Origin of the sequence: Nonomuraea ferruginea, assembly GCF_039540635.1 — a bacterium.
GTDB classification, from domain to species: Bacteria; Actinomycetota; Actinomycetes; order Streptosporangiales; family Streptosporangiaceae; genus Nonomuraea; species Nonomuraea ferruginea.
In genome coordinates this window covers 260,757-287,228 of the sequence record NZ_BAABFD010000014.1, presented here as the reverse complement: position 1 = coordinate 287,228, position 26,472 = coordinate 260,757, and the positions used below count along the sequence as shown (strand labels likewise).

Sequence of the window (26,472 nt, the reverse complement as noted above, 5' to 3'; positions counted from 1 at the left end):
AGACCCACCAGTCGGTGAAGGCCGGGGGTGGGCCGCTGTGGGCTGTCAGCTACTCCCTGACGGACTCCACCGCCCCCACATCTCAGCCGCAGGCCACCGAACCCACCAAGGCCCCCACCCCCACCGCATCCCCGGGGGAGACCACCCAACCCCCAGCGGACCCCACCCCAACCGCATCCCCACCGGAGACCACCCAAGCCCTGGCAGACCCGACCCCCACCCCCACCACATCTCCGGAGGAGACCACCCAACCCCCGGCGGACCCGACCCCCGCCACATCCCCGTCCCAAACCACCCGACCGGAAACGCCCCCTACCGTCTCCCCTCCGGAGACCACTCATCTCCCGGCGGATCCCACCGCGACCACATCCCAAGCCACCCGACCCGAAACGGCCCTCGCCGTCTCCCCGCTGGAGACCACCCACCCCGCACTGGATCCCACCGCCACCCCATCTCCGCCGCGAGCCGCCCGACCCGAGACGGCCGCCACTGTCTCCTCGCCGGAGACTCATCCCGCGGTGGACCCCACTGCCACCCCATCCCCGCCGCCAGCCGCCCGACCCGAGACGGCCTCCACCGTCTACCCGCCGGAGAGCACCCACCCCGCGCTGGATCCAACCGCCACCACATCCCCGCCGCCAGCCGCCCGGCCCACGATGGACCGATCCCCCACGTCTCTTCCAGAAGCCGTCTCTTCCTTACGTACGGCAACGGCCCCTGCAGAGGTCACGTATCCCCCGGCAGGTACCTCCGGCATGGCTCCGTCACCGTCGCAAGCCGCCCACCCCTCCCCGGATCCCCTGCACGAGACCGCTTACGTACCAGGTGAGGCGGTGGAGACCCGCGAGACCGACGCCCTCACGCCTTCGCCGACGAGCGATGAGCATCCAGGGCATGACGACTCTGAGGCTTCCGCCGACGGGCCGGCGAGCGCCGGGCCCGGCTCCCCTCGTACGGACAGCGACGTCGGCGAGCCAGCCGACGACGGCCCGCAGGAACCACACCAGGACGCCGAAACCGACGTCCATCCCGGACCGGGCCACGCCACCGAGACACGCAAGCAGGACCACACCAACCGCACCCCACCGGCACAGGAGCGCGCCACCGAGACAGGCACCACACCGGCACACGACCGCGCCACGGAAACACGCACCCCACCGGCACACGACCGCGCCACGGAAACACGCACCCCACCGGCACACGACCGCGCCGCCGAACCACACACCCCACCCACACAAGACACCACCGCGACAAGCACTCCAACAGGACAGGACCGTGCCAGAGGGCAGCGGCGGACCTATCCATGGCGGGAGGCGTTCGGCGACCCGAGCGCCGCATCGCCCAGCACACCACGTGACGGCGACGGAGAGGAGCGGCGTTGGCCGGGTTAGGGAGCAGAGGGGTGGCCGTGCTCGGCGTCGCGGCGCTGGTGGCCGGTGGCGTGGCGGGGTGCGGGACGGACGCGGGGGCGGTGTGCGGTGTGGTGGTGGACTCCACGAGCTACGCGGAGCCCGCCACGTCCCGTGAGGACGTGACCTCGAAGCTGCCCGAGTTCGCCCAGGGGTGCGACTGGGTGGGGTTCGCCGCCGTCACCGGCGCGTCGGAGAGCAGTTCGTGCCGGGAGGACCCGGTCACCGTGGCCGCCACCCGCGCCGAGAACCCGAACGACAACCCGGTCGTCGAGGAACGGGTGAGGACGCACCGGATCAAAGAGGTGGTGCCCAGGGCGGTGCGGCTGTTCGACTGCCCCGCGGAGGGCGAGGGCTCGGACGTGCTGGGCGCGCTGCGGTACATGGTGAAGCAGATGACCGCGCGGCGGCAGCCGGACAAGGAGCACCGGCTCATCGTGTTCAGCGATCTGAGCAACAACCGCGGCGAGCTGAACATCAACCGCCTGGAGCTGGGCGAAGCGGCGCGGAAGCGGAAGGTCGAGGAGCTGCGGCGGGCCGGACTGCTGCCCGGCATGGGCGGGTACGCGGTGACGGTGCACGGGTTCCTGCGGGAGCGGACGGCGAACCCGGACCGGTTCCCGCTGCTGGAGGCGTTCTGGGCAGAGGCGTTCGAGGCGGCCGGCACGACGGCCGCCGACCTCCTGTAGGGAGAGCGCTCTCTCACAGCATGCCGGACTGTTCACCTTCCTGCAACGCCTGCGGTGACGATTGTTGACAACAGGTAAGGAACTGTGTTTTCGTTCGGCGTGAGAGCGCTCTCTTCACTCCGCCTCCCTTCCCCCCAGGAGCAGTGATGACATCACCACCGTCCAGGGTGCGCCGCCGCATAGCGGCCGCCGCCGTGGCGCTGGCCGCCGTCGGCGGCCTGCTCGTCCAGGTGGCCACGAGCGCCGCCGCCTCCGTCCCGGCCACCCCGTCCGGCTGGTCGCTGGTCTGGGCCGACGACTTCAACGGCTCGTCGGGCTCGCTGCCCTCGTCCAGCAACTGGATCATCGACACCGGCCACGGCTACCCCGGCGGCCCCGGCAACTGGGGCACCGGAGAGATCCAGAACTACACGTCCAACCCCGCCAACCTGAGCCTCGACGGCTCCGGCAACCTGCGCATCACCCCGCTGCGCGGCTCGAACGGCGAGTGGACCTCCGGCCGCATCGAGACCCGGCGCTCCGACTTCAAGCCCGCCGACGGACGCATCCTGCGCATCGAGGGCCGCATCCAGATGCCGAACGTCACCGGCGACGCCGCGCTCGGCTACTGGCCCGCGTTCTGGGCGCTCGGCTCCCCCTACCGGGGCAACTACTGGAACTGGCCGGCCATCGGCGAGTTCGACATCATGGAGAACGTCAACGGCCTCAACACCGTCTGGGCCGTGCTCCACTGCGGCGTCAACCCCGGCGGCCCGTGCAACGAGACCCAGGGCATCGGCGGCAGCCGCGCCTGCCCCGGCTCGACCTGCCAGTCGTCCTTCCACACCTACCGCTTCGAGTGGGACCGCAGCGTCAGCCCCAACCAGCTGCGCTGGTACGTGGACGGCCAGCAGTTCTTCAGTGTGAGCCAGTCGCAGCTCGACGCCACCACGTGGAACAACATGACCGGTCACGCCGGCTACTTCCTGCTGCTGAACGTGGCCATGGGCGGCGCCTTCCCGAACGGCGTGGCGGGCTTCGGCACGCCGACCGCCGCGACCGTGTCCGGCCGGCCGATGCTGGTCGACTACGTGGCCGTGTGGCAGAGCGGCACCGGCACCCAGCCGACCGACCCGCCGACCGACCCCCCGGGTGACGGGTTCGACGCGCGCTCCACCATCCAGGCCGAGGGCTACAGCGCCCAGTCGGGCACCATCACGGAGACCACCACGGACTCCGGCGGCGGGCAGAACGTCGGCGCCATCCGCAACGGCGACTGGCTCCGCTTCGACAACGTCCGGTTCGGCTCGACGGCGGCCCAGCAGTTCAAGGCCAGGGTGGCTTCCGGGGCGGGCGCCGGCGTGAGCGGGCTCGTCCAGGTCAGGCTGGGCAGCCCGACGGCGCCGCCGATCGGCGACTTCGCGATCGGGAACACCGGCGGCTGGCAGAGCTGGCGCACGGTCCCGGCCAACATCACGCCGACGACCGGGACGCACACCGTCTACCTGACGTTCAGCAGCGGCCAGCCCGCCGACTTCGTGAACGTCAACTGGTTCACCTTCTCCACCACCTAAGGGGATCACCGGCCGGGCGCCGCACGGCGCCTGGCCACGATCCGTTCGGCCCAGCTCGCCGCCTCCGGGTCCCGTAACCCTTCCACCACCCCGCCCAGGTAGGCGGTGGCCAGGCTGTCGAAGCCGCGGTCGAGCTGCCGGGTCCGGCCGGCCAGCCGCCGGTCGACCGACTCCACGTACTGGGCGATGCTCTCGGCGTATCCGGCGTCCTGCTGGTAGACGCCCTGCGCGGTCGCGAACGCCCTGGACTCGGCGTCCAGTTTGGCGCGCAGTTCCCGCAGCGTCCGGTCGTTCGGCTTGTGCATGCGCCGGCCCAGGTCGGCGGCGATGAGGGCGGTGGCGATCAGCAGGGCCAGCAGCAGCACCATGGTGGGCAGCGTGCCGGCCCCCTCGGCGGTGGGCCCGATCTCCTCCCCGTCCACGACGAGCGGCCGGACCAGCGCGTCGCGCCGGAGCACGGCCACCGCCACGATGAAGCCCAGCCACACCAGCGCCACGCCGATCAGCAGCCAGCGCCCCTTGGCCGAGCCGCCGTGCTCCTGCCAGGACCGGAACGCGCGCCCGTACATGTGCGGCGCGACCAGCATGATGAGGGCGGCGCCCGCGGCGAGCAGCGCGGTCATCGCGACGCTGTCGCCCCAGTCGAGGATCACCTGGTAGAGGATCGGCACCTCGACGATCACCAGCAGGAGCAGCAGCAGCGCGGCGGGCAGCCAGCGGCGCACGACGGGCCACCGGCTGCCGGAGATCGCGATCGAGCTGGGGCGGCCGTCGCCGGGGCGGCGGCTGGGCTGTTCCAGCTCGGCGACCCGTGGCCGGGTGTCGTCGAGCGCCGCGCGGGCGGCGGCGAAGGCGCGCTGCGACTCGGCCAGCCTGATCTTCTGCCCTTCGAGCGCGGCGCGCGCCTGCCGCAGCTCCCGCTCGGTGAGGTCCTCGATGCGGGCCAGCTCGCCGAGCCGCTCGTCCTCCAGCTCGTGGAAGCGGGGCACGCTGCCGGTCTGCAGGGTGAGCGTGTCGATCTGGCCGTCGGCGGCGTGCCGCCGCCCCAGCTCGCGCTCGGCGTCGCGGCGCGCCGTCCAGTCGGGCAGGTGGTAGAGGTCTCCGTCGTACGCGACCGCGGGCGCCACGCGGATGACCTGCGCGGGCTCGTCGGGCTGCGTGGGACGGCGGCGTGACAGGCGCATCGGGCCTCCAGACGACCCTCCGGACGACACTGTCCCTCGATGCTAACCGCCCCACGCCCTCCCGGACCGTCGCTCCGTGCCGGTCAGCCGCTGGAGCGTGTCACCAGCCTGGCGGGGAGCACCACCGGGGTGGCGTGGCGGCCTTCCAGGCGGGAGAGCATCAGCCGGGCCAGGGCCATGGCCTGGTCGGAGGCGGGCGTCCGTACGGTGGTCAGCGCGGGGGTGGTGTACGCGGCCGCCTCGATGTCGCCGAAGCCCACCACCGCCAGGTCGTCCGGCACCCGCCGCCCGGCCTCGGCCGCGGCCCTGAGCACACCGATCGCCAGGTGGTCGGAGGTCGCGAGGACGGCGTCCAGGCGGCGCTCGTCGGACAGCAGCCGGGTGAGGGCCGCCGCGCCGGACTCGGCCGTGTCGCCGGCCAGCGCGACGTGCGGCAGCCGTCCGGCCCGCTGGAGCGTGTCGCGGTGCCCGGCCATGCGGTCCTGGACGGCGACCAGGTGGGTGGGGCCGCAGACGAGGCCGATGTGCCTGCGCCCCTGCCGCAGCAGGTGCTCGGTGGCCGCGGCGGCGCCCCCCGTGTTGTCGGCGTCCACGTACGGCACGAGCGAGCTGATCGCCGGCCGGCCGAGCAGGACGAGCGGCACGTCGGTGCGGGCGAGCCGCTCGGCGAGCGGGTCGGCCCCGTCCGTCGGGAGCAGCACCACCCCGTCGGACAGCCCGGCCTCGACGTGCCGGACGATGCGCCGGTGGCTCTCGGAGGTGTCGGCGAGCATGAGCGTGATCTGCTTGCCCGCCCCTTCCAGGACGCTGGTCACGTACTGGACGACGGCGGCGGTGAGCGCGTCGTCGGGGCGCGGGATGGACAGGACGAGCGCGACCGTGTCGGTGCGGCGGGTGGCGAGGCTGCGGGCGGCGGCGTTGGGCACGTAGCCCAGCTCCTTGACGGCCCGCAGGACGTTCTCGCGGACCTCGGGGCTGACCGCGGCGTCGCCGTTGACGACGCGGGACACGGTGGCCCTGGAGACCTTGGCCCGGGCGGCGACGGTCTCCAGGGTGGGCCGCTTGGGCCGGCCGTCGCCGAGCCCGTTGCGGCGCACCACGTCGCGGTACCACAGGGCGCTGTCCTTCAGGCGGCGCCGCTGGGTGGCGAAGTCGACGTGCACGATGCCGAACTTGCGCTGGTAGCCGTCGGCCCATTCGAGGCAGTCGAGCAGCGACCACAGCAGGTAGCCGCGGACCTTGGCGCCCTCGTCGAGTGCGGCGAGCAGGGCCCGCAGGTGCTCTTCGACGAAGCTGACGCGGTCGACGTCGTGGATGCCGTCGGCGGTCACGGTGTCGACGAAGTCGGCCCCGTTCTCGGTGATCATCAGCTCCTGGTCGGGGTACTCGCGGGACAGCCGGCGCAGCAGCACGGTGAGCGCGCCGGGCACGATCGGCCAGCCCATCGCGGTCACCGCGGTCGGCACGGTGCAGAACAGGACGCCGTCGCTGCCCGGGTAGACGGGGTCGGCGGGCTCGCCCGGCTGGGCGCGCACCACGCTGGGCGCGTAGTAGTTGACGCCGAGCATGTCGAGCGGCTGGGCGATGACGGCCAGGTCGCCGTCGCGGACGTGGCCGAGCCCGGCGGCGGACTCCACGACGTCCAGCAGCCGCTCGGGGTAGCGTCCGCGCAGCATCGGCTCCAGGAACTGCCCGTGCACCAGCTCGTCGATCCTGGCGACCGCGTCGGCGTCCTCCTCCGACAGCTCCCTGGCCGGGTCGGTGACCTGGCCGGGGGTCATCACGGGCGCGAAGTTGAGCACCGCGCCGACCCTGGCCGCGCCGGCCGAGCGCAGCGCCGAGGCGGCCAGCCCGTGCCCGAGCAGCATGTGGTGGGCGGCGCGGAAGGCGTCGGCGGCCGACTTCCGGCCGGGCGCGTGCACCCCGGCGCCGTAGCCGAGGAACGCGGCCACCCACGGCTCGTTCAGCGTGAACCAGGTGTGCACCCGGTCGCCCAGCCGCTCGTGCACGACCCGGGCGTAGTCGGCGAAGTGGAGCGCGGTGTCGCGCTCCGGCCAGCCGCCCCGGTCCTCCAGCGCCTGCGGCAGGTCCCAGTGGTAGAGGGTCGCGTACGGGGTGACGCCGGCCGAGAGGAGCTCGTCGACCAGCCGCTCGTAGAAGTCGAGCCCGGCCGTGTTCACCCGGCCCGAGCCCTCGGGCAGGACCCGCGGCCAGCTCACCGAGAACCGGTAGGCGGCCACGCCCAGATCCTTCATCAGCCGCACGTCGCCGGGGTAGCGGTGGTAATGGTCGCAGGCGGCCTGCGAGTCGGAGAACGCGTCCCAGATGGAGGGCCCCCGGCCGTCTTCCGCGTTCGCGCCCTCGATCTGGTACGCGGAGGTCGACACGCCCCACACGAAACGATCAGGGAACGTCCCTCTGCTCATCACTTGCCCACTCCCCGTGCCATGCCTCATCGAAGGGGCCAGTTTGCCCCGGTTCGATCGTCGCGCGCCACACGACGTTGGCGATATACAGAGCCCGTGGAACTGGATCGGCTGGACCGTGACATCATCGCCGCGCTCGTCGAGGACGCCCGGCAGACCTACGCCGAGATCGGGCAGGAAGTCGGCCTGAGCGCGTCGGCGGTCAAGCGGCGGGTCGACCGGCTGCGCGAGAGCGGCGCGATCACCGGCTTCAGCGCCATGGTCGCGCCGGCCGCGCTCGGCTGGACCACCGAGGCGTACGTCGAGCTGTTCTGCCAGGGCAAGACGAAACCGTCCGACATCGCGCTGGCCGTGGCCCGCTATCCGGAGGTGGTGGGCGCGGCCACGATCACCGGCGAGGCCGACGCGCTGCTGCACATCAGGGCGACGGACGTGCGCCATGTGGAGCGGGTGATCGAGCGCATCGCCGCGGAGCCGTTCGTGGTGCGGACGAAGAGCGCGATCGTGCTGTCGAGGCTGGTCGACAGCCCTCCCGGCACCACGTTGCCGGACGCGCGCAACGGATCACACGTCCCCGGCTGATACTCGCAACAGAACTTCACACGCGCGCAATCCCGCCCTCTTCCGCCGCGTGAGGGGCGTTCTTAGGCTGTGCTCGACCCCTGACATGGGGAAACGCCCCGACGAAGACGACGGAGTCGTGCATGCCCAGACGCTTTCTCATGTGCCCGCCGGAGCACTTCGCGGTCGAGTACGCGATCAATCCGTGGATGGATCCCGCGGCGGGCGCCGACCGCGCCGTGGCGATCCGGCAGTGGGAGGGCCTCAAAGCCGCGTACGAGAGCCTCGGGCACGAGGTGAGCCTGATCGAGCCGATCGAGGGCCTGCCCGACATGGTGTTCGCGGCCAACGGCGCGCTGGTGGTCGGCGGCCGCGTGTACGGCGCCCGGTTCGCGTTCCCGCAGCGGGCCGCCGAAGGGCCGGCCTACCTGCGCTGGTTCGCCGAGCGCGGCTACCCGACGCTGGAGCCGGAGCACGTGAACGAGGGCGAGGGCGACTTCCTCACCATGGACGAGATCGTCCTGGCCGGCACCGGCTTCCGCACCCGGGTCGCCGCGCACCACGAGGCCCAGGAGTTCCTGGGCCGTCCGGTGATCTCGTTGCGGCTGGTGGACCCGCGTTTCTACCACCTCGACACGGCGCTGTTCCCGCTCGACGGCCGCAACGTCGCCTACTACCCCGGCGCGTTCTCCGAAGGCAGCCGGGAGGTGCTGCGCCGGCTGTTCCCCGACGCGGTGCTCGCCACCGCCGACGACGCCGCCGTGCTCGGGCTCAACGCGGTCAGCGACGGCGTCAACGTGGTGATCAACGCCGAGGCGGGCGATCTCCAGCTAGAGCTGAAGCGACGTGGGTACGAGGTGGTTCCGGTCGATCTGTCGGAGTTGCGCAAGGCGGGTGGCGGCCCCAAGTGCTGCACACTCGAGATCAGGGGGGAGAACTGACATGACCACCAGCGCGGAGCTGATCGAAGTAAGCGAGCGCCGCAGCGCGCACAACTACCATCCGCTGCCCGTGGTCCTCCACGAGGCGCACGGCGCCTGGGTGACCGACGTCGAGGGCAGGCGCTATCTCGACTTCCTGTCCGGCTACTCCTCGCTCAACTTCGGCCACGGCAACGAGAAGATCCTCGCGGCGGCCCAGGAGCAGCTGAGGAACCTGACGCTGACCAGCCGGGCCTTCTACCACGACCAGTTCGCCCGGTTCTGCGCCGGGCTGGCCGACCTCACCGGCAAGGACATGATCCTGCCGATGAACACCGGCGCCGAGGCCGTGGAGACCGCGATCAAGGTCGCCCGCAAGTGGGGCTACCTGGTCAAGGGCGTCGAGCGCGACAAGGCCAACATCGTGGTGATGGAGGACAACTTCCACGGCCGCACCACCACGATCGTCAGCTTCTCCACCGACCCGGACGCCCGCGACGACTTCGGCCCCTACACCCCGGGCTTCACGATCGTGAAGTACGGGTCCGCCGACGCGATCCGCTCGGCCATCGACGACGACACGGTCGCGGTGCTCGTCGAGCCGATCCAGGGCGAGGCCGGGGTGCTGGTGCCGCCCGACGGCTACCTCACCCAGGTGCGGGAGATCTGCACCGAGCAGAACGTGCTCATGATCGCCGACGAGATCCAGTCGGGCCTGGGCCGCACCGGCAGGACCTTCGCCTGCGACCACGAGGGCGTCGTGCCCGACGTCTACGTCCTGGGCAAGGCGCTCGGCGGCGGCGTGGTGCCGGTGTCGGCGATCGCCGCGGACGAGGACGTGCTCGGCGTGATCAAGCCGGGGCAGCACGGGTCCACGTTCGGCGGCAACCCGCTCGCCTGCGCGGTCGGCAGCGCGGTCGTGGAGATCCTCCGCACCGGCGAGTTCCAGGCCAGGGCGGCCGAGCTGGGCGGGATCATGCACGCGCGGCTGCGCGAGCTGGTCGGCCACGGCGTGGTGACGGTGCGCGGGCGCGGCCTGTGGGCGGGCGTCGACATCGACCCGTCGCTCGCCACCGGCCGCCAGGTGTCGGAGGCGCTGATGGCGCGCGGCGTGCTCGCCAAGGACACACACGGGTCGACGATCCGGCTCGCGCCGCCGATCGTCATCTCGGAGGAGGACCTCCTCTGGGCGCTCGACCGGCTCGCCGAGACGGTCGGCTCCCTGCGCTGACCCGCCGAGTCCGCGCGCCCGCGGGCGCGCGGACTCGGCGGCTCACTCCAGCCGTAACGTGGCGATCTTCCGTACGTCGTCGCCCGTGGATTCGTACCAGGTGGCCTCGGGGCCCGGGAAGGTGAGCGTGGCGACCGCGTTCTGGAACCACGGCCCCTTGACGATCCGCCACCGGAAGGGCGGCCGCGGCAGCCGGGCCGAGCGGGCCAGCAGGCCGCCGATCAGCGTGGCGACGCCGAACTGGGTCAGCACGTTGGCCCAGCGCAGCAGGCGGCTGAGCGGGTTGCGGATGGGCGAGCAGACGATCTGGTAGATCGGGCCGGTGCGGGCCTTGGCGACGTAGGAGTAGTGCACGTCGCCGGAGAGGATGAGCACCGGCTTGCCCAGCGCGGCCAGCAGCTTCGACAGGTCCTCGAACGAGCGCCGGAAGGCCGCCCAGTGTTCGAGGTCGACGGCCTGGCGGAAGGACTCGGACACGCGCGCCACCGGCCGGCCCCAGGCGCCGTCGCAGAGCGCTTCGTTCCAGTTCTGCACCCCGTGCACGCCCTCGGGGAGCAGGAACGGGATGGACGAGCCGATGATCAGCCGCTCGGCGGGTTTGGCGAGCTCCTCCTCCAGCCAGGCCCACTCGCTCGGGTCGAGCATGCGGCGGTCGCCCGGGGTGAGCTGCCTGGCGCATCTGGTGTCGATCATGATGAGCCGGGCCTGGCCGAGGTCGCGGGAGTAGCTCCACCGGTTGCTGCTCGGCTCGGCGTCGGCCTGCGAGGCGAACGCGTCCAGCTCGGCCGCCCCGTCGCCGCCGCCGTCGAGCAGCTTGCGCAGCAGCGGGTCGGCGGCCCGCTCCTGCGGGGAGAGGTTGCCGAGGTGCTGGTAGACCCAGTAGGCGCCGAGCCCGGCGACCACCCGGCGGCCCCACCAGCCGGTCTCGGCCATCTGCTCGCGCCAGGTCTGCGAGGTGTTCCAGTCGTCGCGCAGGTCGTGGTCGTCGAAGATCATCGCGCTGGGCACGGTCGACAGCAGCCACCGGATGTCCGGGTCGGTCCACGCCCTGCGGTAGAGCTCCGCGTACTCCTCGAAGTCGGCGATCTCGTTCTTCGGCTCGGTGTCGCGGCGCGCGTGGATGTAGTCGAGCATCTCCGGCGAGGGGTTGTCGGCGTAGACCTGGTCGCCGAGGAGCAAAAGCAGGTCGGGCCACTCCTCGTCACCGGCCTCGGCCAGATGGCAGCCGTAGGAGCGCAGCACGTCGTACCCGTGGGTGAGGAGGTGCGCCGTGTCGTGCGGCGCGGTCGTGCGGCAGGAGCCGAACATCAGCCGCGCGGGCCCGTCGGGCGGGATGAGCCGGATCCGGCTGGGCGGACGGCCTTCCAGCGGCCACACCCGCTCACCGTCGAGAGTGACGGCATAGGAGCCGACATTCTGGGAAAGCTCCGTTATGTCGACGATCGCGTAGTGATGGTCGTGGACGGTGAAGGTTTCCGACTCGTACGAGCCGCCGCCGGCTTCGATGTGGACCGTGCACGGCTCGTCGGTCTCCACGAAAATCGAAGCGCTGGCAGAATCGACGTACCGCAGCATCGGCCCGACCACCAGTTCGGGCATCACACCCTCCACTTCGACAGTTCGGCGCACTCCGGGCCACAAGCCTGCCAGAGTGGCACCTTCCAAGCATCTGGATCAGCGGCTTGGATCGCAAGGAGATCACACATTACATATTCCCCCCGCTCTAGGATGATCCGTACAAGAACGCCCAAATGGGTTATAGGCAACGGCGCCTTACCCGGTAATGGGCGTACATAACAGGAGGAAGCTCTTCCATGAGTGTCATGGTGCCGTCAATGACGCCGGCACAGATCAGCGCGGGCCAGGAGGCCCTCGAATCCGCTCACTTCCAACTCGACAGCGCAGCCGAGCGGCTGGGGCTCGACGACGGGCTCCGCGCGATGCTCGCCACGCCCCGCCGGTCGCTGACCGTCGCGGTGCCGGTCCGGCGCGAAGACGGCAGCATGGACGTCGTCCAAGGCTTCCGGGTCCAGCACAACGTCTCGCGTGGCCCCGCCAAGGGCGGCATCCGCTTCCATCCGGCCACCGACATCCACGAGGTCACCGCGCTCGCCATGTGGATGACGTGGAAGTGCGCGCTGGTCGGCATCCCGTACGGCGGCGCCAAGGGCGGCGTGGCCGTCGACCCCGCCGGATACACCACCCGCGAGCTGGAGCGGCTCACCCGCCGCTACGTCAACGAGATCCTGCCGCTGATCGGCCCGGACAAGGACATCCCGGCCCCTGACGTCGGCACCGACGAGCAGACCATGGCCTGGATCATGGACACCTACAGCGTCAACGCCGGCTACGCGGTGCCCGGCGTCGTCACCGGCAAGCCGATGCCGCTCGGCGGCTCGCTGGGCCGGGCCGGCGCCACCTCGCGCGGCGTGCAGATCGCCGCCCTGTCCGCGCTCGGCCGCTCGCCCGAGGGCGTGACGGTGGCGGTTCAGGGCTTCGGCAAGGTGGGCGCGGGAGCCGCCCAGTACCTCGCCGACGCGGGCTGCAAGGTCGTCGCGGTCTCCGACGTGACCGGGGCGGTGTACGCGCCCGACGGCCTCGACGTCGCCGGGCTGCGAGCCTGGGTCGCCGAGTCCGGGCAGGTGCGCGGCTATCGCGACGCCGACGCGCTCGGCCTGGACGAGCTGCTGGAGCTGGACGTGGACCTGCTGGTCCCGGCCGCGCTGGAGGGCGCCATCACCGAGGCGAACGCGCCCCGGATACGCGCCCGCCTGATCGTGGAGGGCGCCAACGGGCCCACCACGCCGGAGGCCGACCGCGTCCTGGCCGCCAACGGCACCACGATCGTGCCCGACATCCTGGCCAACGCGGGCGGCGTGATCGTGTCGTACCTGGAGTGGGTGCAGAACATCCAGGCCTGCTCCTGGAGCGAGAGCCAGATCGAGCGCAAGCTCCGCGACATGATGGAGAGCGCGTACGGCGAGGTCAAGTCGGTGGCCGCCGAACGCGACCTCACCCTCCGCGAGGCGGCGCACGTCATCGGCGTCGGCCGGGTCGCCGAGGCCCACCGCATGCGCGGCCTCTACCCGTAGAGCCGGTACGCCGGGCAGGCCTGCCCTGGCCGGGTCCACGGGCAGGCCGTACCCCCGCGGGGGTGAGAAGTACCCAGGTTGGGTAAACCTTGATGTCGCTGGTCAGAGCGCTGATCGTTTCCTGCTAGAAGTAGGTGGGTGTTGAGGTTGGTGCTCTGTCTGGCCCTGCTCGATCCCTCCGGCGTCGCCGAGGTCCCGCGGCGTAACATCCCGGCGCGGGAGGTGCTCACGCCCCAAGGCGACCGGCTGGGTTACGCCCCCGTGCCGCGGCCCTATACGGGCACGCGGCGGCTGACCGGCGTCCTGGTCGGCCGCGACCGGGAGACGGGCCGCCACATCACGTGCGGCGGCACCGTGGTGCGCTCCCGCAGCCGGAGCCTGGTGCTGACGGCGGCGCACTGCCTGCGCGACCACGGCCGGGTGCTGGAGCAGCTCGCGTTCCTGCCCGGCTACGACCGGGGCCGGCCGGTCGAGGGCGTGTGGCCGGTGGAGCGCACGTGGGTGCCGTCCCGCTGGCGCGGCCGGGGGTTCGGGCCCGACCTGCTGCCGTACGACGTCGGCCTGGCCGGGGTGTCGGCCAAGCCGCGCGGCCGGCTGGAGGACCTGACCGGGCGGGGGCTGCGCCCGCTGCCGACCCGCAGGGGCACCCCGCTGCGCGGGCTGGAACTGCTCGGCTACCCGGCGGGCAAGCAGTATCCGGGCAACCGCATGTACCGCTGCGTCGGCGACGCGGTGGAGGGCAAGGAACGCGGGCCGGGCGTGCTGGTCACCCGCAACTGCCACGCGGCGGCCGGCGGCAGCGGCGGCCCCGCGCTGTACGAGGGAGGGGTGGCCGGCGTCGTCTCCTCCTCCAGCCCGCTCCGCGACGACAAGGGCTTCACCGTGCTCAGCCGGCTCGGCAGCAGGACGTTCACCCGGATGTACGAGCAGGCCGACCGGATCATGCTCCGATCGAAGTGACGATCTCCTCGCAGAGCGCGTGGGTGACCAGGGCGTCGTCGGCGGTGACCAGGCGGCCCGCGCCGACGGCGGCAAGGAACTCCGCGCAGATCGCCTCGATGCCGCGCTGACGGGCGACCGGCACCCAGTCGGGCCGCCGCCGCAGCGTCTCGCCGCCGGCGTAGTCGACCACGTCGCCGAGGTTGACCACGCGGCGTTTGACGCCGTCGCCCATCACCTCGCAGCTCTCCTCGGAGGCCCCGCTCACCCGGTTCATCACCCCGATGGCGGTGAAGCCGTCGCCGGACAGCTCCAGCACGACGTGCTCCAGCAGCCCGTCGCCGTTCACCCGGGTGCGGAAGCGGGTGCCGGTGACCTCGCCCGGCGCCAGGAACCTGAGCGTGTCGGCGACGTGGATGAAGTCGTCGAAGACCACCTGGCGCGGGGCGCCCGGCAGGCGTTCCCGGTTCTTCTCCATCAGCACCAGGTGCCTGGGCAGCTCCGCCAGGGCGGCGTAGCCCGGCGCGTGCCGGCGGTTGAAGCCCACCATCAGGGACCTGCCCCCGGCCCTGGCCAGCGCGGCCAGCCGCTCACAGTCGCCCAGGTTGTCGGCCAGCGGCTTGTCCACGTACACGTGCACCCCCGCGGACAGCAGCGTCTCCACGATCTCCGGGTGGGCGGGGGTGGCGGCGTGCACGAACGCCACGTCCACCCCGGCCTCGACCACCTCGTCCACCGTGGTGAACCGCCGGTCGACCCGGTAGGCGTCGCCGAGACGACGCAGCCTGGCCCGGTCACGGGTGCACAGGTGGAGGTCGAGCCCGGGATGGGCGGCCAGCACCGGCAAATAGGCCTTCTCCGCGATGTCGCCGAGGCCGATCAGGGCGGTCTTCACGCGTCGAGCGTAGCCTTGAACGCCTCGCCTACGGGGGTGGGAGCGACCCCGAAGGTCCGCTGGAAGGCCGACGAGTCGAGCACGTACGGCGCGACGAACTGGTAACGGACGTGCCGCAGCTCGCCGATCATGGGCTGGAAGAGCCCGGCCGCCCGCACCAGCGGCCACGGGAGCTGGACCATCCTCGGCGCGGGCCGGCCGAGCAGCCGGGCCATCTCCTCCCCCACCTGACGGAACGTCATCGGCTCCGCGGTCGGCACGTGCCAGGGCCGCCCCCACGCCCGCTCGTCGCCCCCGGCGACGATCAGCGCCCTGGCCACGTCGGGCAGGTACGTCCAGCTGTGCGGGACGTCGAGGGGCCAGACCACCTGGACGGTCCTGCCCGCCTTGAGCGCGGGCAGGAACCGGGTGCCCAGGTAGGACTGGTCGGTGGCGCCGGGGCCGAAGTAGTCGGAGCCGCGCACCTCGGTCACCCGGATCCGGCCGGCCCGGTGCGCGGCCAGCGCGTCCTCCCACATGCGGGCCCGTACCCGGAACTTGGGGTTGGCTGAGGCGAGCGGCAGGTCCTCGGTCATCGGGCCGGTGACCGGGCCGTACGGGTAGAGGTTGCCGAGGATCGTCAGCACCGCGCCGCTGGCCTCGGCCGCGGCCAGGAACGACGCGGCCATCGGCGGCCAGTCGGTGAGCCAGCGGTGGTAGCGCGGGTTGACGCAGTTGTAGAGGACGTCCGCGCCCTTCGTGATCTCGATGAGGCGGCGCCGGTCGGCGACGTCGGCCGCCACCTTGACGGCTCCTTCGGGACCGCTTCCCGACCGGGTCACCACGGTGACCTCGTGACCCCGGTCCAGGAGCTCGCGTGCCAGATGCGCACCGACCTGGCCGGAACCCACGACGACGTGCTTGCCCATGATCAGACCTGCTTCCAGACGATGCGGAGGACCGCGTTGACGACGAAGAGGGCGGCGAGCGCCCCGGCGGGAACGGCGGCGCCGGCCGCGTAGAGCGCCAGCGCGCCGCCGCCGAACCAGAGGATCTCCAGCGCGGCGCGCGCCAGGCCGGTGAGCGGGATGACGGCGTTGGCGCCGCCTCCCGCCCCGAACAGGGCCCAGGCGGCGATGAACAGCGCGGGCGCGCCGAGCCCGGCGAGGAGCTTCACGCCCCAGTGCTGGCTCAGCGTGAACCCCCAGTAGCCGGCGGAGGCGAGCACCCCGAGCTCCAGGAAGAACATCAGCGCCAGGTTGGCGCCCTTGGCGATGGGGAGCACGATGACCTCCTGAGTGACTGCCGTTCCCTTACGAGAGCAATGCTCTCTCAAGAGAGCGGCCATCGTCAAGAGCAGTGCTCTCGTTTCCGGCGTGCGCTCTGGTAACGTGCTGGGCATGACAGCGAGCCGTACCGCGCGAGAGCGGGTCAGAGCCGAGCTCACCAGGGAGATCACCGACATCGCCCGCCGCCAACTGGCCACCGAGGGCGCGGGCGGGCTGTCGCTGCGCGCGGTCGCCCGCGAGATGGGCATGGTGTCCTCGGCGATCTACCGCTACTTCCCGAGCCGCGACGACCTGCTCACCACGCTGATCATCGAGGGCTACAACGCGCTCGGCGAGGCCGTGGAGCGGGCCGACGCCGCCTGCCCGCGCGACGACTACCTCGGCCGATGGCTCGCCGCCTGCCACGGCCTGCGCGACTGGGCGCTGGCGCACCCGCACGAGTACGCGCTCCTCTACGGCTCCCCGGTGCCCGGCTACCAGGCGCCGCAGGACACGGTCCCGGCCCGGCTGCGCGACGTGACCGTGCTCGGCGCGACCCTGCGCGAGGCGCACGAGGCGGACGCCGTCGACCCGCCCCCGCTGCGGCCGCTCCCCCCCGACGCGCTCAGGGCGGACGCGGACAACCTGCGCACGATCATGGCGGGCGTCCCGGACGAGCTGATGTTCCGCGCGCTCACGTCCTGGACCGCCCTGTACGGGTGGATCAGCTTCGAGCTGTTCGGCCAGCTGAACAACGCCATCGAGGAAAGGCGCACGGCCTTCGACCACTCGATGCGCACCCTGGCCGCCCTCATGGGCCTGCGCTAGGCGACGGCGTTGTCACCGCCGCCCAGGTAGGCGGCCACCACCCGCGGGTCCTGGGCCAGCTCGCGGGCCGGGCCCGTCACGTGCACGGTGCCCAGCTCCAGCAGGTACGCCCGGTCGGCGAGCCGGAGCGCGGCCTTGGCGTTCTGCTCGACGAGCACCACCGTGCGGCCGTTGTCGCGCAGCCGCCGGATCGTGCGCATGATCAGGCTGACGAACTGCGGCGCCAGGCCGAGGCTCGGCTCGTCCAGCAGCAGGATCGACGGGTCCGACATCAGCGCCCGCCCGATGGCCACCATCTGCTGCTCGCCGCCGGACAGCGTGCCGGCGAGCTGGTCGCGCCGCTCCCTGAGCCGGGGGAACAGCTCGAACACCATCTCCCGCAGACCGTCGGCGTCGACCTCCCGGCGCCGCGCGTACGTGCCGAGCAGCAGGTTGTCGTCGACCGTCATGCTGGAGAACATCTGCCGCCCCTCGGGGACGAGCGAGAGCCCTCGCCGCACGAGCGAGTCCTGGGAGGCACGGGTGACGTCCTCGCCGCGTAGCGCGATGGTGCCGGACCTGGAGCGGTGCGCCCCGCCCAGCACGTTGAGCAGCGTGGTCTTGCCCGCGCCGTTCGGGCCGATGACCGCGACGATCTCGCCCTCGTCCACCCGCAGGTCGATGCCGTGAAGCACCTCGACCGGCCCGTAGGAGAAGCGGAGCCCGCTCACCTCAATGATCGACACGGATGGCTCCTTCCTCGTCCTCGTCCTCGTCGACGCCCAGGTAGGCGCGGATCACCTCGGGATCGGAGCGGACCTCGTCCGGCGTGCCGACCCGCAGCGTCTTGCCGAACTCCAGGACGTGCACCCGGTCGACCAGCTCCATCACCATCTCCATGTCGTGCTCGACCAGCAGCAGCGCGATGCCCTCCGCGCGCAGCTCCCTGAGCAGGGCGGCCATCCGCTGCTTCTCGGCGCGGTTGAGCCCGGCCGCGGGCTCGTCGAGCAGCAGCACGGCCGGCCGGCCCGCCAGGCCGCGGGCGATCTCCAGCACCTTCTGGTGGCCGAGCGAGAGCTGGTCGGCCTCCACGTCGGCCAGGTGGGCCAGCCCGCACCGGGCCAGCGCCGCCTCGGCCGCCTCGCGCAGTTGCCGTTCCTCACGCAGCACGCCGGGGGTGGGGATCACCGAGCGGGCGATCCCCGCGCGGCCGACCGTGTAGGTGCCGACCAGGACGGTCTCCAGCACGCTCATGCCGCCGAACACCACAGGCGTCTGGAAGGTGCGGGCCAGTCCCTTGGCGGCCACCTTGTGGGCGGGCGCCCGGGTGACGTCCTCGCCGTCGAACTCGATGCGCCCCTCGGTGGGGGTGAGCACGCCGGACAGGAGGTTGATCAGCGTGCTCTTGCCGGCGCCGTTCGGGCCGATGACGCCCAGGATCTCCGAGTCGTGCAGCACCAGGTCCACGTCGCCGACGGCGACGACGCCGCCGAACCGCTTGGTCAGGCCGGACACCTGAAGGCGGACCCGTCCGGGACTCCGAGCGGACGACGGGGCGGTGGCCGGGGCCGAGGGCTGGGCCGGGGCCGGGTCGGCGACGGACCTGGCCGGCAGAAGCCTGGCGCGCAGGCGGCCGAGTGCGCCAACGACGCCCTCCGGCATGAGCACGAGCACCAGGACGAGCAGCAGGCCGACGGTGAACTCCTCGCCGGCGCCCACCGCGCCCTCGCCGAGCACCCCGGGGATGACGCTGGTGCTGGCCTCGCGGATCAGTGTCAGCACCGCCGCGCCGACGAGCGGTCCCCACGGCGACAGCACGCCGCCGATGACCGCCACGACGAGGATCTCGACGGAGTGCATGACGCCGAACGGCGCCGGGTTGACGTACATCATGGTGTGCGCGTACAGGCTGCCGGCGACGCTGCCGAAGACGGCGCTCAGCACGAACGCCTTGGTCTTGGCGCGGGCGGCGTCGACGCCGTGGGCGGAGGCGACGGTCTCGTTGATGCGCAGCGCCCGCAGGGCGCGGCCCTCGCGGCTGGACTTCATCCGCACCGCGAACCAGAGCCCCAGCGCCAGCACGACCAGCACCAGGTAGACCTGCGCACGCTGGTCGTCGAAGGAGAGCCCGAACACCGAGAACGGCGGGATGCCGCCGAAGCCCGACGAGCCGCCGAGCTCCTCGGAGTTGGTGAGCAGCAGGTAGAGGATCTCGCCGAGGGCGAGGGTGGCCATCGCCAGGAAGTGCCCGCGCAGCCGCAGGATCGGCCGGCCGATGGCGTACACGAGCAGGGCGGCCACCGCCGCCGCCACCACCATGGACACCAGCGGCGGCCAGCCGAGCCGCACGGTGCCGATGGCCGAGCCGTACGCGCCGATCGCGGCGAAGGCGGCCTGGGCCAGCGAGAACTGCCCGGCGTAGCCGACCAGGAGCACCAGGCCGAGCGCGAGCACGGCGTCGATGCCGAAGTTGACGATCAGGCCCTGGGTGTAGGTGTCGTCGACGGCCAGGGGGCCCAGCGCGATGACGAGGATCGCGGCGGCCACGCCCATGGCCGTGCGGTGCTTACGGAGTGAGTTCACGGCAGATTCCTTGTCATCGCTAGACCCGCGTCGACACCCGGAGCCGGGTCAGTCCCGCCGGCCGGAAGATCAGCAGGGCGAGGAGCAGGGTCAGGCCCGCGAGCGTGGTGTAGAGCGACCCGGCGAAGATGGTCGTCGCGGCCTCGATCAGCCCGAGGATGACGCCGCCGACGACGGTCAGCCCGATGCGGTCCAGGCCGCCGAGGATCGCCGCCACGAAACCCTTGAGGCTGAGCGCGAGCCCGCCGAGCACGGTGATGACCGACAGCGGCGTCTGCGCGATCGCCACGGTGCCCGCGGCCGCGCCGGCGAGACCGAACGACAGCGCGGCCATCAGGGCGACGTTGATGCCGACCACGCCCGCGGCGAACGGGTTGACGGCGCAGGCGGTCACCGCCCGGCCGAGCATGCTCTTGTCGAAGAACACCGTCAGCAGGATGACGATCACCACGGTCAGCGCCACGACCCACAGGGCCTGGCGGGCGATGGTGGCGCCGCCGACGTTGATCGCCGGCCCCGCGGTGAAGGGCGCCAGCTGGTACGCGCCGCTGCCGAAGATGATCTGCAGCAGGGAACGCACCCCGATCGCCACCCCGAGGGTCGCGATGACCTGGACGAGGAGCGCCTTCTTGCGCAGCGGCCGGACCGCCAGCGTGTAGACGACCATCGACGCCGCCGCCGCGACGAGGATGCCGAGGGGGACGGCCAGCCACAGCGGCACGAGCTTGGCCAGCACCACGGCGGCGAAGGCGCCGACCAGGGCCAGGTCGCCCATGGCGAAGTTGATCACGCCGGTGATCCGGTGGATCACCACGAAACCGATCCCGATCGCGCCGTAGATCGACCCGTTGGTGACCCCGGTGAATATCACCTGGAGGAGGTCCTGCGAGTTCATGTTCCTGCCTCTGAGCGGAGGCGGGCGGCCGGGAGGGGGACCGGCCGCCCGGGTTTGTCATTCCTGGTCGAGGACGACCTCGCCGGTCTCGGTCAGGCCTCCCGCGTAGCGGAAGGCGCCGTCCTTGACCTGCAGCAGTGCCAGCCCCTCGCTTCCGAGGCCGGAGTGGTCGGTCGGTGAGTAGCGGTAGATCCCGTTCACGGCGGCGGTGCCGCCGAGCTGGTTCTCCAGCGCGTCGCGGATGGCCGTGCGGGCCGCGTCGAGGTCCGACAGGTCCGGATCCGCCTTCTTGATGGCCTCGGTGAACATCGTGATCGCGTCCCAGCCGTTGCCCGCGAACTGGGTCGGCTCGGCCCCGTACGCCGCGACGAAGTCCTTGACCGCTTGGTACTGCGGGTCGTCCTCGGCGATGCTGTCGGCCACCAGCGCCTTGGTCCCCACCACGTAGCGGCCTTCGACGGCGTCCTGGCCGACCTTGATGAAGTCCGGCGAGGCGGAGCCCGGCTCGTAGATGAACTCGGCGTCGAAGCCGATCTGCTTGGCGTTCTGCCCGATGACCGCGCTGCCGGGGACGACGCCGTAGACGATGACGCTGTCGGGGGCCGCGCCCTTCAGCCTGGTGAGCTGGGGGACGAAGTCGGTGGCGTCAGGGTCGTGCAGCTCGCTGCCCGCGACGGTCAGCCCGTACTCCTTGGCCAGCTCCGGCACGGCCTTGGACTGCTGCTGCCCGTAGGCGTTGTTCGGCGCCAGCACGGAGACGGACTTCGCGCCGAGGCCCTTGGCGAACGACAGCATGGCCCTGGTGGAGCGGGTGATGTCCGGGAAGTTCTTGAACATCCACTTGGCCTCCTCGATCGGCTCGACGATCGCCGTGCCGGAGGCCATGCCGATCGCCGGGATCTTGAGGCTGGCGGTGATCGGCTTGATCGCGATGCTCGCGCTGGTGCCGCTGGGCCCGATGACGGCCAGCGCGCCCTCGCTGTGCAGCTTGCGCACACCGCTCACGGCGTCGGACTCGCTGCTGCGGCCGTCGACCACGGTCAGCTTGAGCTGGCGGCCGTTGATGCCGCCCTCGGCGTTCACCTTCTTGGCGAAGGCCTCGGTCGCCGTCTTCTCGGCCTCGCCCAGCGCCGCGTACGAGCCGGTCAGGTCGACCAGCACGCCCAGATGGTAGGGCTCGGACGCGGCGTCGCCCGAGGACTGTCCATTGCCGCCGCAGGCGGCGAGGAGCAGCGGCACCAGGGCGGCGGCGGCCAGCCGCCACCGCCGGGGGCGCGGCCGGCCCTCAGACGCTGAATCGAACTTCACCAGATTCTCCCTTCCGGGCGGTCGCCAGAGGCGCTCTACACGAACGAACGACCGTTCGCTCAACGTACCATGTGATTTCTGATTGCTTAAAGGCCCTTTTTCGCTGGGCCGGAATCGTTACCGGCGGGAGACCTGCCGGCCGGTCAGGAGTCCGCGACGCACCGGTTCACGCAGGTCCCGAGCCCGTCGACCCGCGTGGTGAGGACCGACCCCGGCACCAGCCGCAGCCCCGACGCCGCCCCCACCCCGCCCGGCGTGCCGGTGAGCAGCACGTCACCGGGCTCCCAGGCGGTGAACCGGCTGACGTAGGCCAGCGCGGCGGCCGCGTCGAAGACCAGGTCGGAGGTGCGGCCGCGCTGGCGGACCACGCCGTCGACCTCGCACGTGACCTCCAGGTCGCGGGCGTGGTCCACCTCGTCCGGCGTCACCAGCTCGGGCCCCAGCGGCGTGCTGGCGTCGAACGCCTTGCCCGGCAGCCACTGGCTGGTCCGCCACTGCCAGTCGCGCATCGAGACGTCGTTGGCGACGGTGTAGCCGGCGATCGCCGCCAGCGCCTCGCCCGGATCGGCCCGCCGCAGCGGGCGGCCGACCACGACCGCCAGTTCCGCCTCCCAGTCGACCTGGTCGCTGTCGGAAGGGATGGCGAGGTCGTCGCGGGCGCCGGTGAGCGTGCTGGCGAACTTGGTGAACAGCGTGGGGTGCTCGGGCGCCTCGCGGCCCATCTCCTCGATGTGCGAGCGGTAGTTCAGCCCCACGCAGACGACTCTGGCCGGGCCTGTCACCAGCGGCGCCCAGTCCGCCTCGCCCACGGGCACCTGGCCCACCTCGGCCGCGCGCGCCGGATCGGGGCGGCGCAGCAGCGCCCCCACGTCCGGCGCGTCCAGCAGGACGTACACGTCACCCTCGCGACGGGCCGCGCGGGTGCCGTCAGGCGTGCGCAGCGTGGCCCAGCGCATCAGAACAGCTCCATCGACCGCAACCGGGTCTTCATGATCTTGCCGCTGTCGTTGACCGGCATGTCACGCGCCGGCACGAAGGCGATCCGCTTGGGGATCTTGTAGCCCGCCAGGCGCGCTCGGCAGTAGTCCCTCAGCTCGTCGGCGCCCAGCTCGGCGCCTTCCTTGAGCGCCACCACGGCGCACACCTCTTCGTCCCACTCCGTGCTCGGCAGGCCGATGACGGCCGCCTCGCTGATCCCCGGATGCGTGTAGAGGACCCGCTCGACCTCGGCCGAGTAGACGTTCTCGCCACCGGTCTTGATCATGTCCTTGGCGCGGTCGTGGTAGTAGAAGTAGCCGTTCTCGTCCTGCGAGGCCAGGTCCCCGGTGCGCAGCCAGCCTTCCGCGTTGAGCACCTGCGCGGTCTCCGCGGGCCTGCCGAAGTAGCCGTCCATGATGTTGGGGGCGCGCACGGTGATCTCGCCGACGGTCCCCGGCGGCACCTCGTCGTCACTGTCCAGGGCACGCAGGCGCACCTCGGTGAGCAGGAACTCGCGGCCGATCGAGCCGTCGACGTCCTCCCTGAACATGTCCTCCGGGCGCAGCCGGGTGACGATCGGCCCGCCCTCGGTCAGGCCGTACTGGTAGTAGACGCGCACGTGCGGCAGCGCGTCGCGGACGGCGGTCTTGTCGGGCATCTTGAAGATCGCGCCGCCCACGTACATGCGCCGGTAGCCGGACCAGTCGTAGTCGGTGAAGACGCCCGCGGCGAGCAGCCTGCGCACCATGTTGGGCACCAGGAAGCCGTTGGTCACGCCCTCGCGCTGCACCACCTCGCCCACCTGGCGCTCGTCGAAACGGCGCATCAGCACCGACGTGGCGCCCAGCATCAGGTGCGGCACGAACCAGCACAGCAGCGACGCGGCGTGGAACATCGGCGCGATGAGGAGCGTGACGTCCGAGTGCTCCATGTCGGTGTCGATGATCTCGTTCAGCCCGTTGCCGACGGCGCTGCGCTCGGACAGCACCACGCCCTTGGGGAAGCCGGTGGTGCCGCCGGTGAACATGATGACGTTGGTGGCGTCCATGTCGCCGGTCAGCTCGGGTTCGACCGGCTCACCCAGGTAGGCCTCGTAGTCGGGGCCCTCCACCACCACGCGGCGCAGGTGACGAGGCTCGCCGGTCTCCTGCGCCGCCTTCACCGAGGCGACCCACTCCTGGTCGACCAGGACCACCTCGGCCCGGGAGTCGTTCAGCCCGAACACCAGCTCAGGCGTGGCCCAGCGCCAGTTGTACATGACCGGCACCGCCCCGGCGCACAGCACGCCCAGGTACGCCTCGACGACGAAGATGGAGTTGCCCGCCAGGATGCCCACGGTGTCGCCGCGCCGGACACCGTCGGCGCGCAGTCCGGCCGCGACCGCGTAGGCCCGGTCGGCCAGCTCGGCGTAGGTGACACGCGAGTTCTCGTCCACCACGGCCGTGCGCTCGGGGTAGCGGCGCCGGTTCAGCCGGAGAAAATCAGCGGTAGTGCGCATGTTCCTGCCTCTCGATCACTCGATGACCACGAGCGTGTCGCCGGGCGAGACGCCGGCTCCCACCGTCACGCGGACCTCGGTGACCCGGCCCGCCTTGCCCGCGGTGACCGGGTTCTCCATCTTCATAGCTTCCAGGACACATACCACGTCCTCCGCGGCCACCTCCGAGCCGACCTGGGCCGACACCGCGGCGATCGTGCCCTGCATGGGAGCGCGGACGACACCGTCCGAGGAACCCGACATCCCGGCGGCGCGGCGCGGACCCGACCCGGACGGCGGGGGCGCGGCCTGCGGCGGGGCGGCGGCCGCCGACGCCTGCTCGGCGACGTAGGGAACCCAGTACTCGCGCCCGGCGACCACGACGACGGACCGGTCGTCCCCCGCCGGCCGAGGCGCGGCCTCGGCGGGCGAGGTCTCCGGGGCCAGGGCCGGCTTCAGCTCGGCGTCGGTCTCCAGCCAGGTGGTGTGGTGGCGGTCCCCGGTGAACACCGGATGCCGCAGGACGGCCTGGTGGGCGGGCTTGGTCGTGGCCACGCCGGAAACGCGCAGCTCCTCCAGCACCCGCTGTGCCCTGGCGATGGCGGCGGGCCTGTCCTGCGCGTGCACGATCAGCTTGCCGAGCAGCCCGTCGTAGTACTCGCTGACCGTGTCGCCGGCCTCGTACCCGCTGTCGAACCTGACGCCGAAGCCGAGCGGCGGGCGCACCTCGGTGAGCGTGCCGGGCGTCGGCCGGAACAGCCCGCCGGCCGGGTCCTCGGCGTTGATCCGCATCTCCAGCGCGTGACCGCGCACGGTCACGTCCTCCTGGCGGACCGAAAGCGGCAGCCCCGCAGCCACCCGCAGCTGCTCGGCGACCAGGTCGACGCCGGTGACCAGCTCGGTGACCGGGTGCTCCACCTGGAGCCTGGTGTTCATCTCCAGGAAGTAGAACGCGTCGTCCTCGACCAGGAACTCGACCGTGCCCGCGCCCACGTAGCCGACGGACGCGGCCAGCGCCACGGCGGCCTCGTCCATCGCCTGCCGGGTGCCGTCGGAGATCACCGTGCAGGGCGCCTCCTCGATCAGCTTCTGGTGCCGGCGCTGCACGGTGCAGTCGCGGTTGCCGAGGGAGACCACGGCGCCGTGGGTGTCGGCGACGATCTGCACCTCGACGTGGCGGGGGCGCTCCAGGTACCGCTCCAGGTAGACCTCCGGCTGCCCGAAGTAGGCCTGGGCCTCGCGCTGGGCCGCCGCGACCGCGTCGTCCGCCTCCGCGCCGTCGCGCACGATGCGCATCCCGCGCCCGCCGCCGCCGTAGGAGGCCTTGACCGTGATCGGGTAGCCGTGGCGCTCGCCGAAGGCCCGCACCTCGGCTCCCGAGGTGACCGGGCCGTCGCTGCCGGGCACCAGCGGCACCCCGGCCCGCTCGGCCGCCTGCCGCGCCGTGACCTTGCTGCCCATGACGGCGATGGCGTCGGCGGGCGGGCCGATGAACGTCTTACCGGCCCTGGTGACCGCCTCGGCGAGCGCCGTGCTCTCCGACAGGAAGCCGTAGCCGGGGTGCACGGCGTCCGCCTGGCTCTCGGCCAGCGCCTTCATGATCATTTCCACGTTCAGGTACGTGTCGGCCGGCGAGGTGCCGGGCAGCGCGTACGCCTCGTCGGCGAGGCGGACGTGCAGCGCGCCCGCGTCCGCGTCCGAGTGCACCGCGACCGAGGCGATGCCGAGGTCACGGCAGGCGCGGACGACCCGGACGGCGATCTCACCCCGGTTGGCGACGAGCACCTTGCGGAAGTGGGAGGGGGAACTCACGTCGTGTACTCCGAAGGGGGAAGGTCGACGTCGTCGAGGTTGACGACGAGGTTGTCGGGAGTGCGTGCGGTCATCCAGACGAGTTCGGCGTCGGCGCTGCGGTTGCACTCGATGTGCGGCATCCACGGCGGCACGTGCACGAAATCGCCTTCCTCCAGGTCGTAGTAGTCGCGGTACCCCTCGCCGAAGTAGATCCGGGCCCTGCCCTTGAACACGTAGCCCGCGGTCTCGGCCTCGGCGTGGTGGTGCGGCACGGACCGGTAGGCGGGCTCGTTGCTGACCTTGCCCAGCCATATCGCCGAAGCCCCCACCCCGCGGTGGACACCCGCCACCCGGATGGCGCCGGCGCTCTGGCCGGTGTCCGCGGTGATCTCGGCGGCGAGGATGCGGGTCGGGCTGAGATCGAAGCGAAGCCGATCCACGGGCATGTCCTCCTTTGACAAACGAGCGATCGTTCGTATTCTTG

At 71.9% G+C, this 26,472-nt stretch carries 22 protein-coding genes; 8 read left to right on the top strand and 14 right to left on the bottom strand.

The window, feature by feature from the left end; all coding sequences use genetic code 11:
• Positions 1-1,378: 1,378 nt before the first annotated feature.
• Positions 1,379-2,098, top strand: a complete 720-nt coding sequence (locus tag ABD999_RS26720) for a vWA domain-containing protein (protein ID WP_271280170.1) — start codon at positions 1,379-1,381, stop codon at positions 2,096-2,098.
• 146 nt (positions 2,099-2,244) lie between these two features.
• Entirely contained in the window at positions 2,245-3,651 is a 1,407-nt protein-coding gene (locus tag ABD999_RS26715) for a glycoside hydrolase family 16 protein (RefSeq protein WP_148033387.1), read from the top strand.
• Between the two features lie 5 nt (positions 3,652-3,656).
• On the opposite strand, the gene ABD999_RS26710 is transcribed toward ABD999_RS26715, so the two are convergent.
• On the bottom strand, positions 3,657-4,835 hold the full coding sequence (locus ABD999_RS26710; RefSeq protein ID WP_271280171.1) for a hypothetical protein: 1,179 nt from the start codon (positions 4,833-4,835) through the stop codon (positions 3,657-3,659).
• Between the two features lie 83 nt (positions 4,836-4,918).
• The gene (locus tag ABD999_RS26705; protein WP_333485751.1) at positions 4,919-7,261 is read right to left on the bottom strand and encodes a GH1 family beta-glucosidase; all 2,343 of its coding nucleotides are present in this window, start codon (positions 7,259-7,261) and stop codon (positions 4,919-4,921) included.
• Positions 7,262-7,357: 96 nt separating this feature from the next.
• Here ABD999_RS26705 and ABD999_RS26700 point away from each other — a divergent pair, with 96 nt between their 5' ends.
• From ABD999_RS26700 to rocD, 3 genes are all read left to right on the top strand, one after another.
• A complete protein-coding gene (locus tag ABD999_RS26700; protein WP_148033390.1) occupies positions 7,358-7,843 on the top strand; it encodes an Lrp/AsnC family transcriptional regulator in 486 nt (161 codons plus the stop codon).
• Between the two features lie 80 nt (positions 7,844-7,923).
• Complete coding sequence (ddaH, locus tag ABD999_RS26695) at positions 7,924-8,763, top strand: dimethylargininase (RefSeq protein WP_378525169.1); 840 nt, start codon at positions 7,924-7,926, stop codon at positions 8,761-8,763.
• 1 nt (position 8,764) lies between these two features.
• A complete protein-coding gene (rocD, locus tag ABD999_RS26690) occupies positions 8,765-9,973 on the top strand; it encodes an ornithine--oxo-acid transaminase (RefSeq protein WP_271280172.1) in 1,209 nt (402 codons plus the stop codon).
• A gap of 42 nt (positions 9,974-10,015) precedes the next feature.
• On the opposite strand, the gene ABD999_RS26685 is transcribed toward rocD, so the two are convergent.
• The gene (locus ABD999_RS26685) at positions 10,016-11,572 is read right to left on the bottom strand and encodes an alkaline phosphatase D family protein (RefSeq protein WP_345482936.1); all 1,557 of its coding nucleotides are present in this window, start codon (positions 11,570-11,572) and stop codon (positions 10,016-10,018) included.
• Between the two features lie 236 nt (positions 11,573-11,808).
• On the opposite strand from ABD999_RS26685, the gene ABD999_RS26680 reads away from it, so the two are divergent.
• Both ABD999_RS26680 and ABD999_RS26675 read left to right on the top strand, forming a co-directional pair.
• Positions 11,809-13,065 carry a Glu/Leu/Phe/Val family dehydrogenase gene (locus tag ABD999_RS26680; RefSeq protein WP_271276962.1) on the top strand — a complete coding sequence of 419 codons (1,257 nt, stop codon included), beginning with the start codon at positions 11,809-11,811 and terminating at the stop codon, positions 13,063-13,065.
• Between the two features lie 138 nt (positions 13,066-13,203).
• Positions 13,204-14,025: a trypsin-like serine peptidase gene (locus tag ABD999_RS26675; protein WP_271276961.1), complete on the top strand. Its 822-nt coding sequence runs from the start codon at positions 13,204-13,206 to the stop codon at positions 14,023-14,025.
• On the opposite strand, the gene ABD999_RS26670 is transcribed toward ABD999_RS26675, so the two are convergent.
• The 3 genes from ABD999_RS26670 to ABD999_RS26660 are packed head-to-tail and all read right to left on the bottom strand — an operon-like array spanning position 14,006 to position 16,163.
• Positions 14,006-14,899 (bottom strand): Gfo/Idh/MocA family protein, encoded by an 894-nt coding sequence (locus ABD999_RS26670; protein WP_148033396.1) that lies wholly within the window; start codon positions 14,897-14,899, stop codon positions 14,006-14,008. The genes ABD999_RS26675 and ABD999_RS26670 overlap by 20 nt on opposite strands.
• Positions 14,896-15,807 carry an NAD-dependent epimerase/dehydratase family protein gene (locus ABD999_RS26665; RefSeq protein ID WP_148033397.1) on the bottom strand — a complete coding sequence of 304 codons (912 nt, stop codon included), beginning with the start codon at positions 15,805-15,807 and terminating at the stop codon, positions 14,896-14,898. The genes ABD999_RS26670 and ABD999_RS26665 overlap by 4 nt, the downstream gene beginning before the upstream one ends.
• Before the next feature lie 2 nt (positions 15,808-15,809).
• Entirely contained in the window at positions 15,810-16,163 is a 354-nt protein-coding gene (locus ABD999_RS26660) for a YrdB family protein (RefSeq protein WP_271276960.1), read from the bottom strand.
• A gap of 115 nt (positions 16,164-16,278) precedes the next feature.
• On the opposite strand from ABD999_RS26660, the gene ABD999_RS26655 reads away from it, so the two are divergent.
• Positions 16,279-16,974, top strand: coding sequence for a TetR/AcrR family transcriptional regulator (locus tag ABD999_RS26655; RefSeq protein WP_271276959.1), 696 nt, complete (start codon positions 16,279-16,281; stop codon positions 16,972-16,974).
• On the opposite strand, the gene ABD999_RS26650 is transcribed toward ABD999_RS26655, so the two are convergent.
• The 8 genes from ABD999_RS26650 to ABD999_RS26615 form a co-directional block, all read right to left on the bottom strand.
• Positions 16,971-17,699, bottom strand: coding sequence for an ABC transporter ATP-binding protein (locus ABD999_RS26650; protein ID WP_148033400.1), 729 nt, complete (start codon positions 17,697-17,699; stop codon positions 16,971-16,973). The two genes, ABD999_RS26655 and ABD999_RS26650, sit on opposite strands and share 4 nt — an antisense overlap.
• Entirely contained in the window at positions 17,686-19,536 is a 1,851-nt protein-coding gene (locus ABD999_RS26645; RefSeq protein WP_271276958.1) for a branched-chain amino acid ABC transporter ATP-binding protein/permease, read from the bottom strand. Before ABD999_RS26645 ends, ABD999_RS26650 begins: the two co-directional genes overlap by 14 nt.
• A gap of 19 nt (positions 19,537-19,555) precedes the next feature.
• A complete protein-coding gene (locus ABD999_RS26640) occupies positions 19,556-20,431 on the bottom strand; it encodes a branched-chain amino acid ABC transporter permease (RefSeq protein ID WP_271276957.1) in 876 nt (291 codons plus the stop codon).
• A gap of 57 nt (positions 20,432-20,488) precedes the next feature.
• Positions 20,489-21,739: an ABC transporter substrate-binding protein gene (locus ABD999_RS26635; protein WP_187281308.1), complete on the bottom strand. Its 1,251-nt coding sequence runs from the start codon at positions 21,737-21,739 to the stop codon at positions 20,489-20,491.
• Positions 21,740-21,882: 143 nt separating this feature from the next.
• A complete protein-coding gene (locus tag ABD999_RS26630) occupies positions 21,883-22,695 on the bottom strand; it encodes a fumarylacetoacetate hydrolase family protein (protein ID WP_271276956.1) in 813 nt (270 codons plus the stop codon).
• Positions 22,695-24,215, bottom strand: coding sequence for a class I adenylate-forming enzyme family protein (locus ABD999_RS26625; protein ID WP_148033405.1), 1,521 nt, complete (start codon positions 24,213-24,215; stop codon positions 22,695-22,697). Before ABD999_RS26625 ends, ABD999_RS26630 begins: the two co-directional genes overlap by 1 nt.
• Positions 24,216-24,230: 15 nt before the next feature.
• Entirely contained in the window at positions 24,231-26,006 is a 1,776-nt protein-coding gene (locus ABD999_RS26620; protein WP_271276955.1) for an acetyl/propionyl/methylcrotonyl-CoA carboxylase subunit alpha, read from the bottom strand.
• Positions 26,003-26,428, bottom strand: coding sequence for a cupin domain-containing protein (locus tag ABD999_RS26615; RefSeq protein ID WP_271276954.1), 426 nt, complete (start codon positions 26,426-26,428; stop codon positions 26,003-26,005). The genes ABD999_RS26620 and ABD999_RS26615 overlap by 4 nt, the downstream gene beginning before the upstream one ends.
• Between the last annotated feature and the right edge of the window lie 44 nt (positions 26,429-26,472).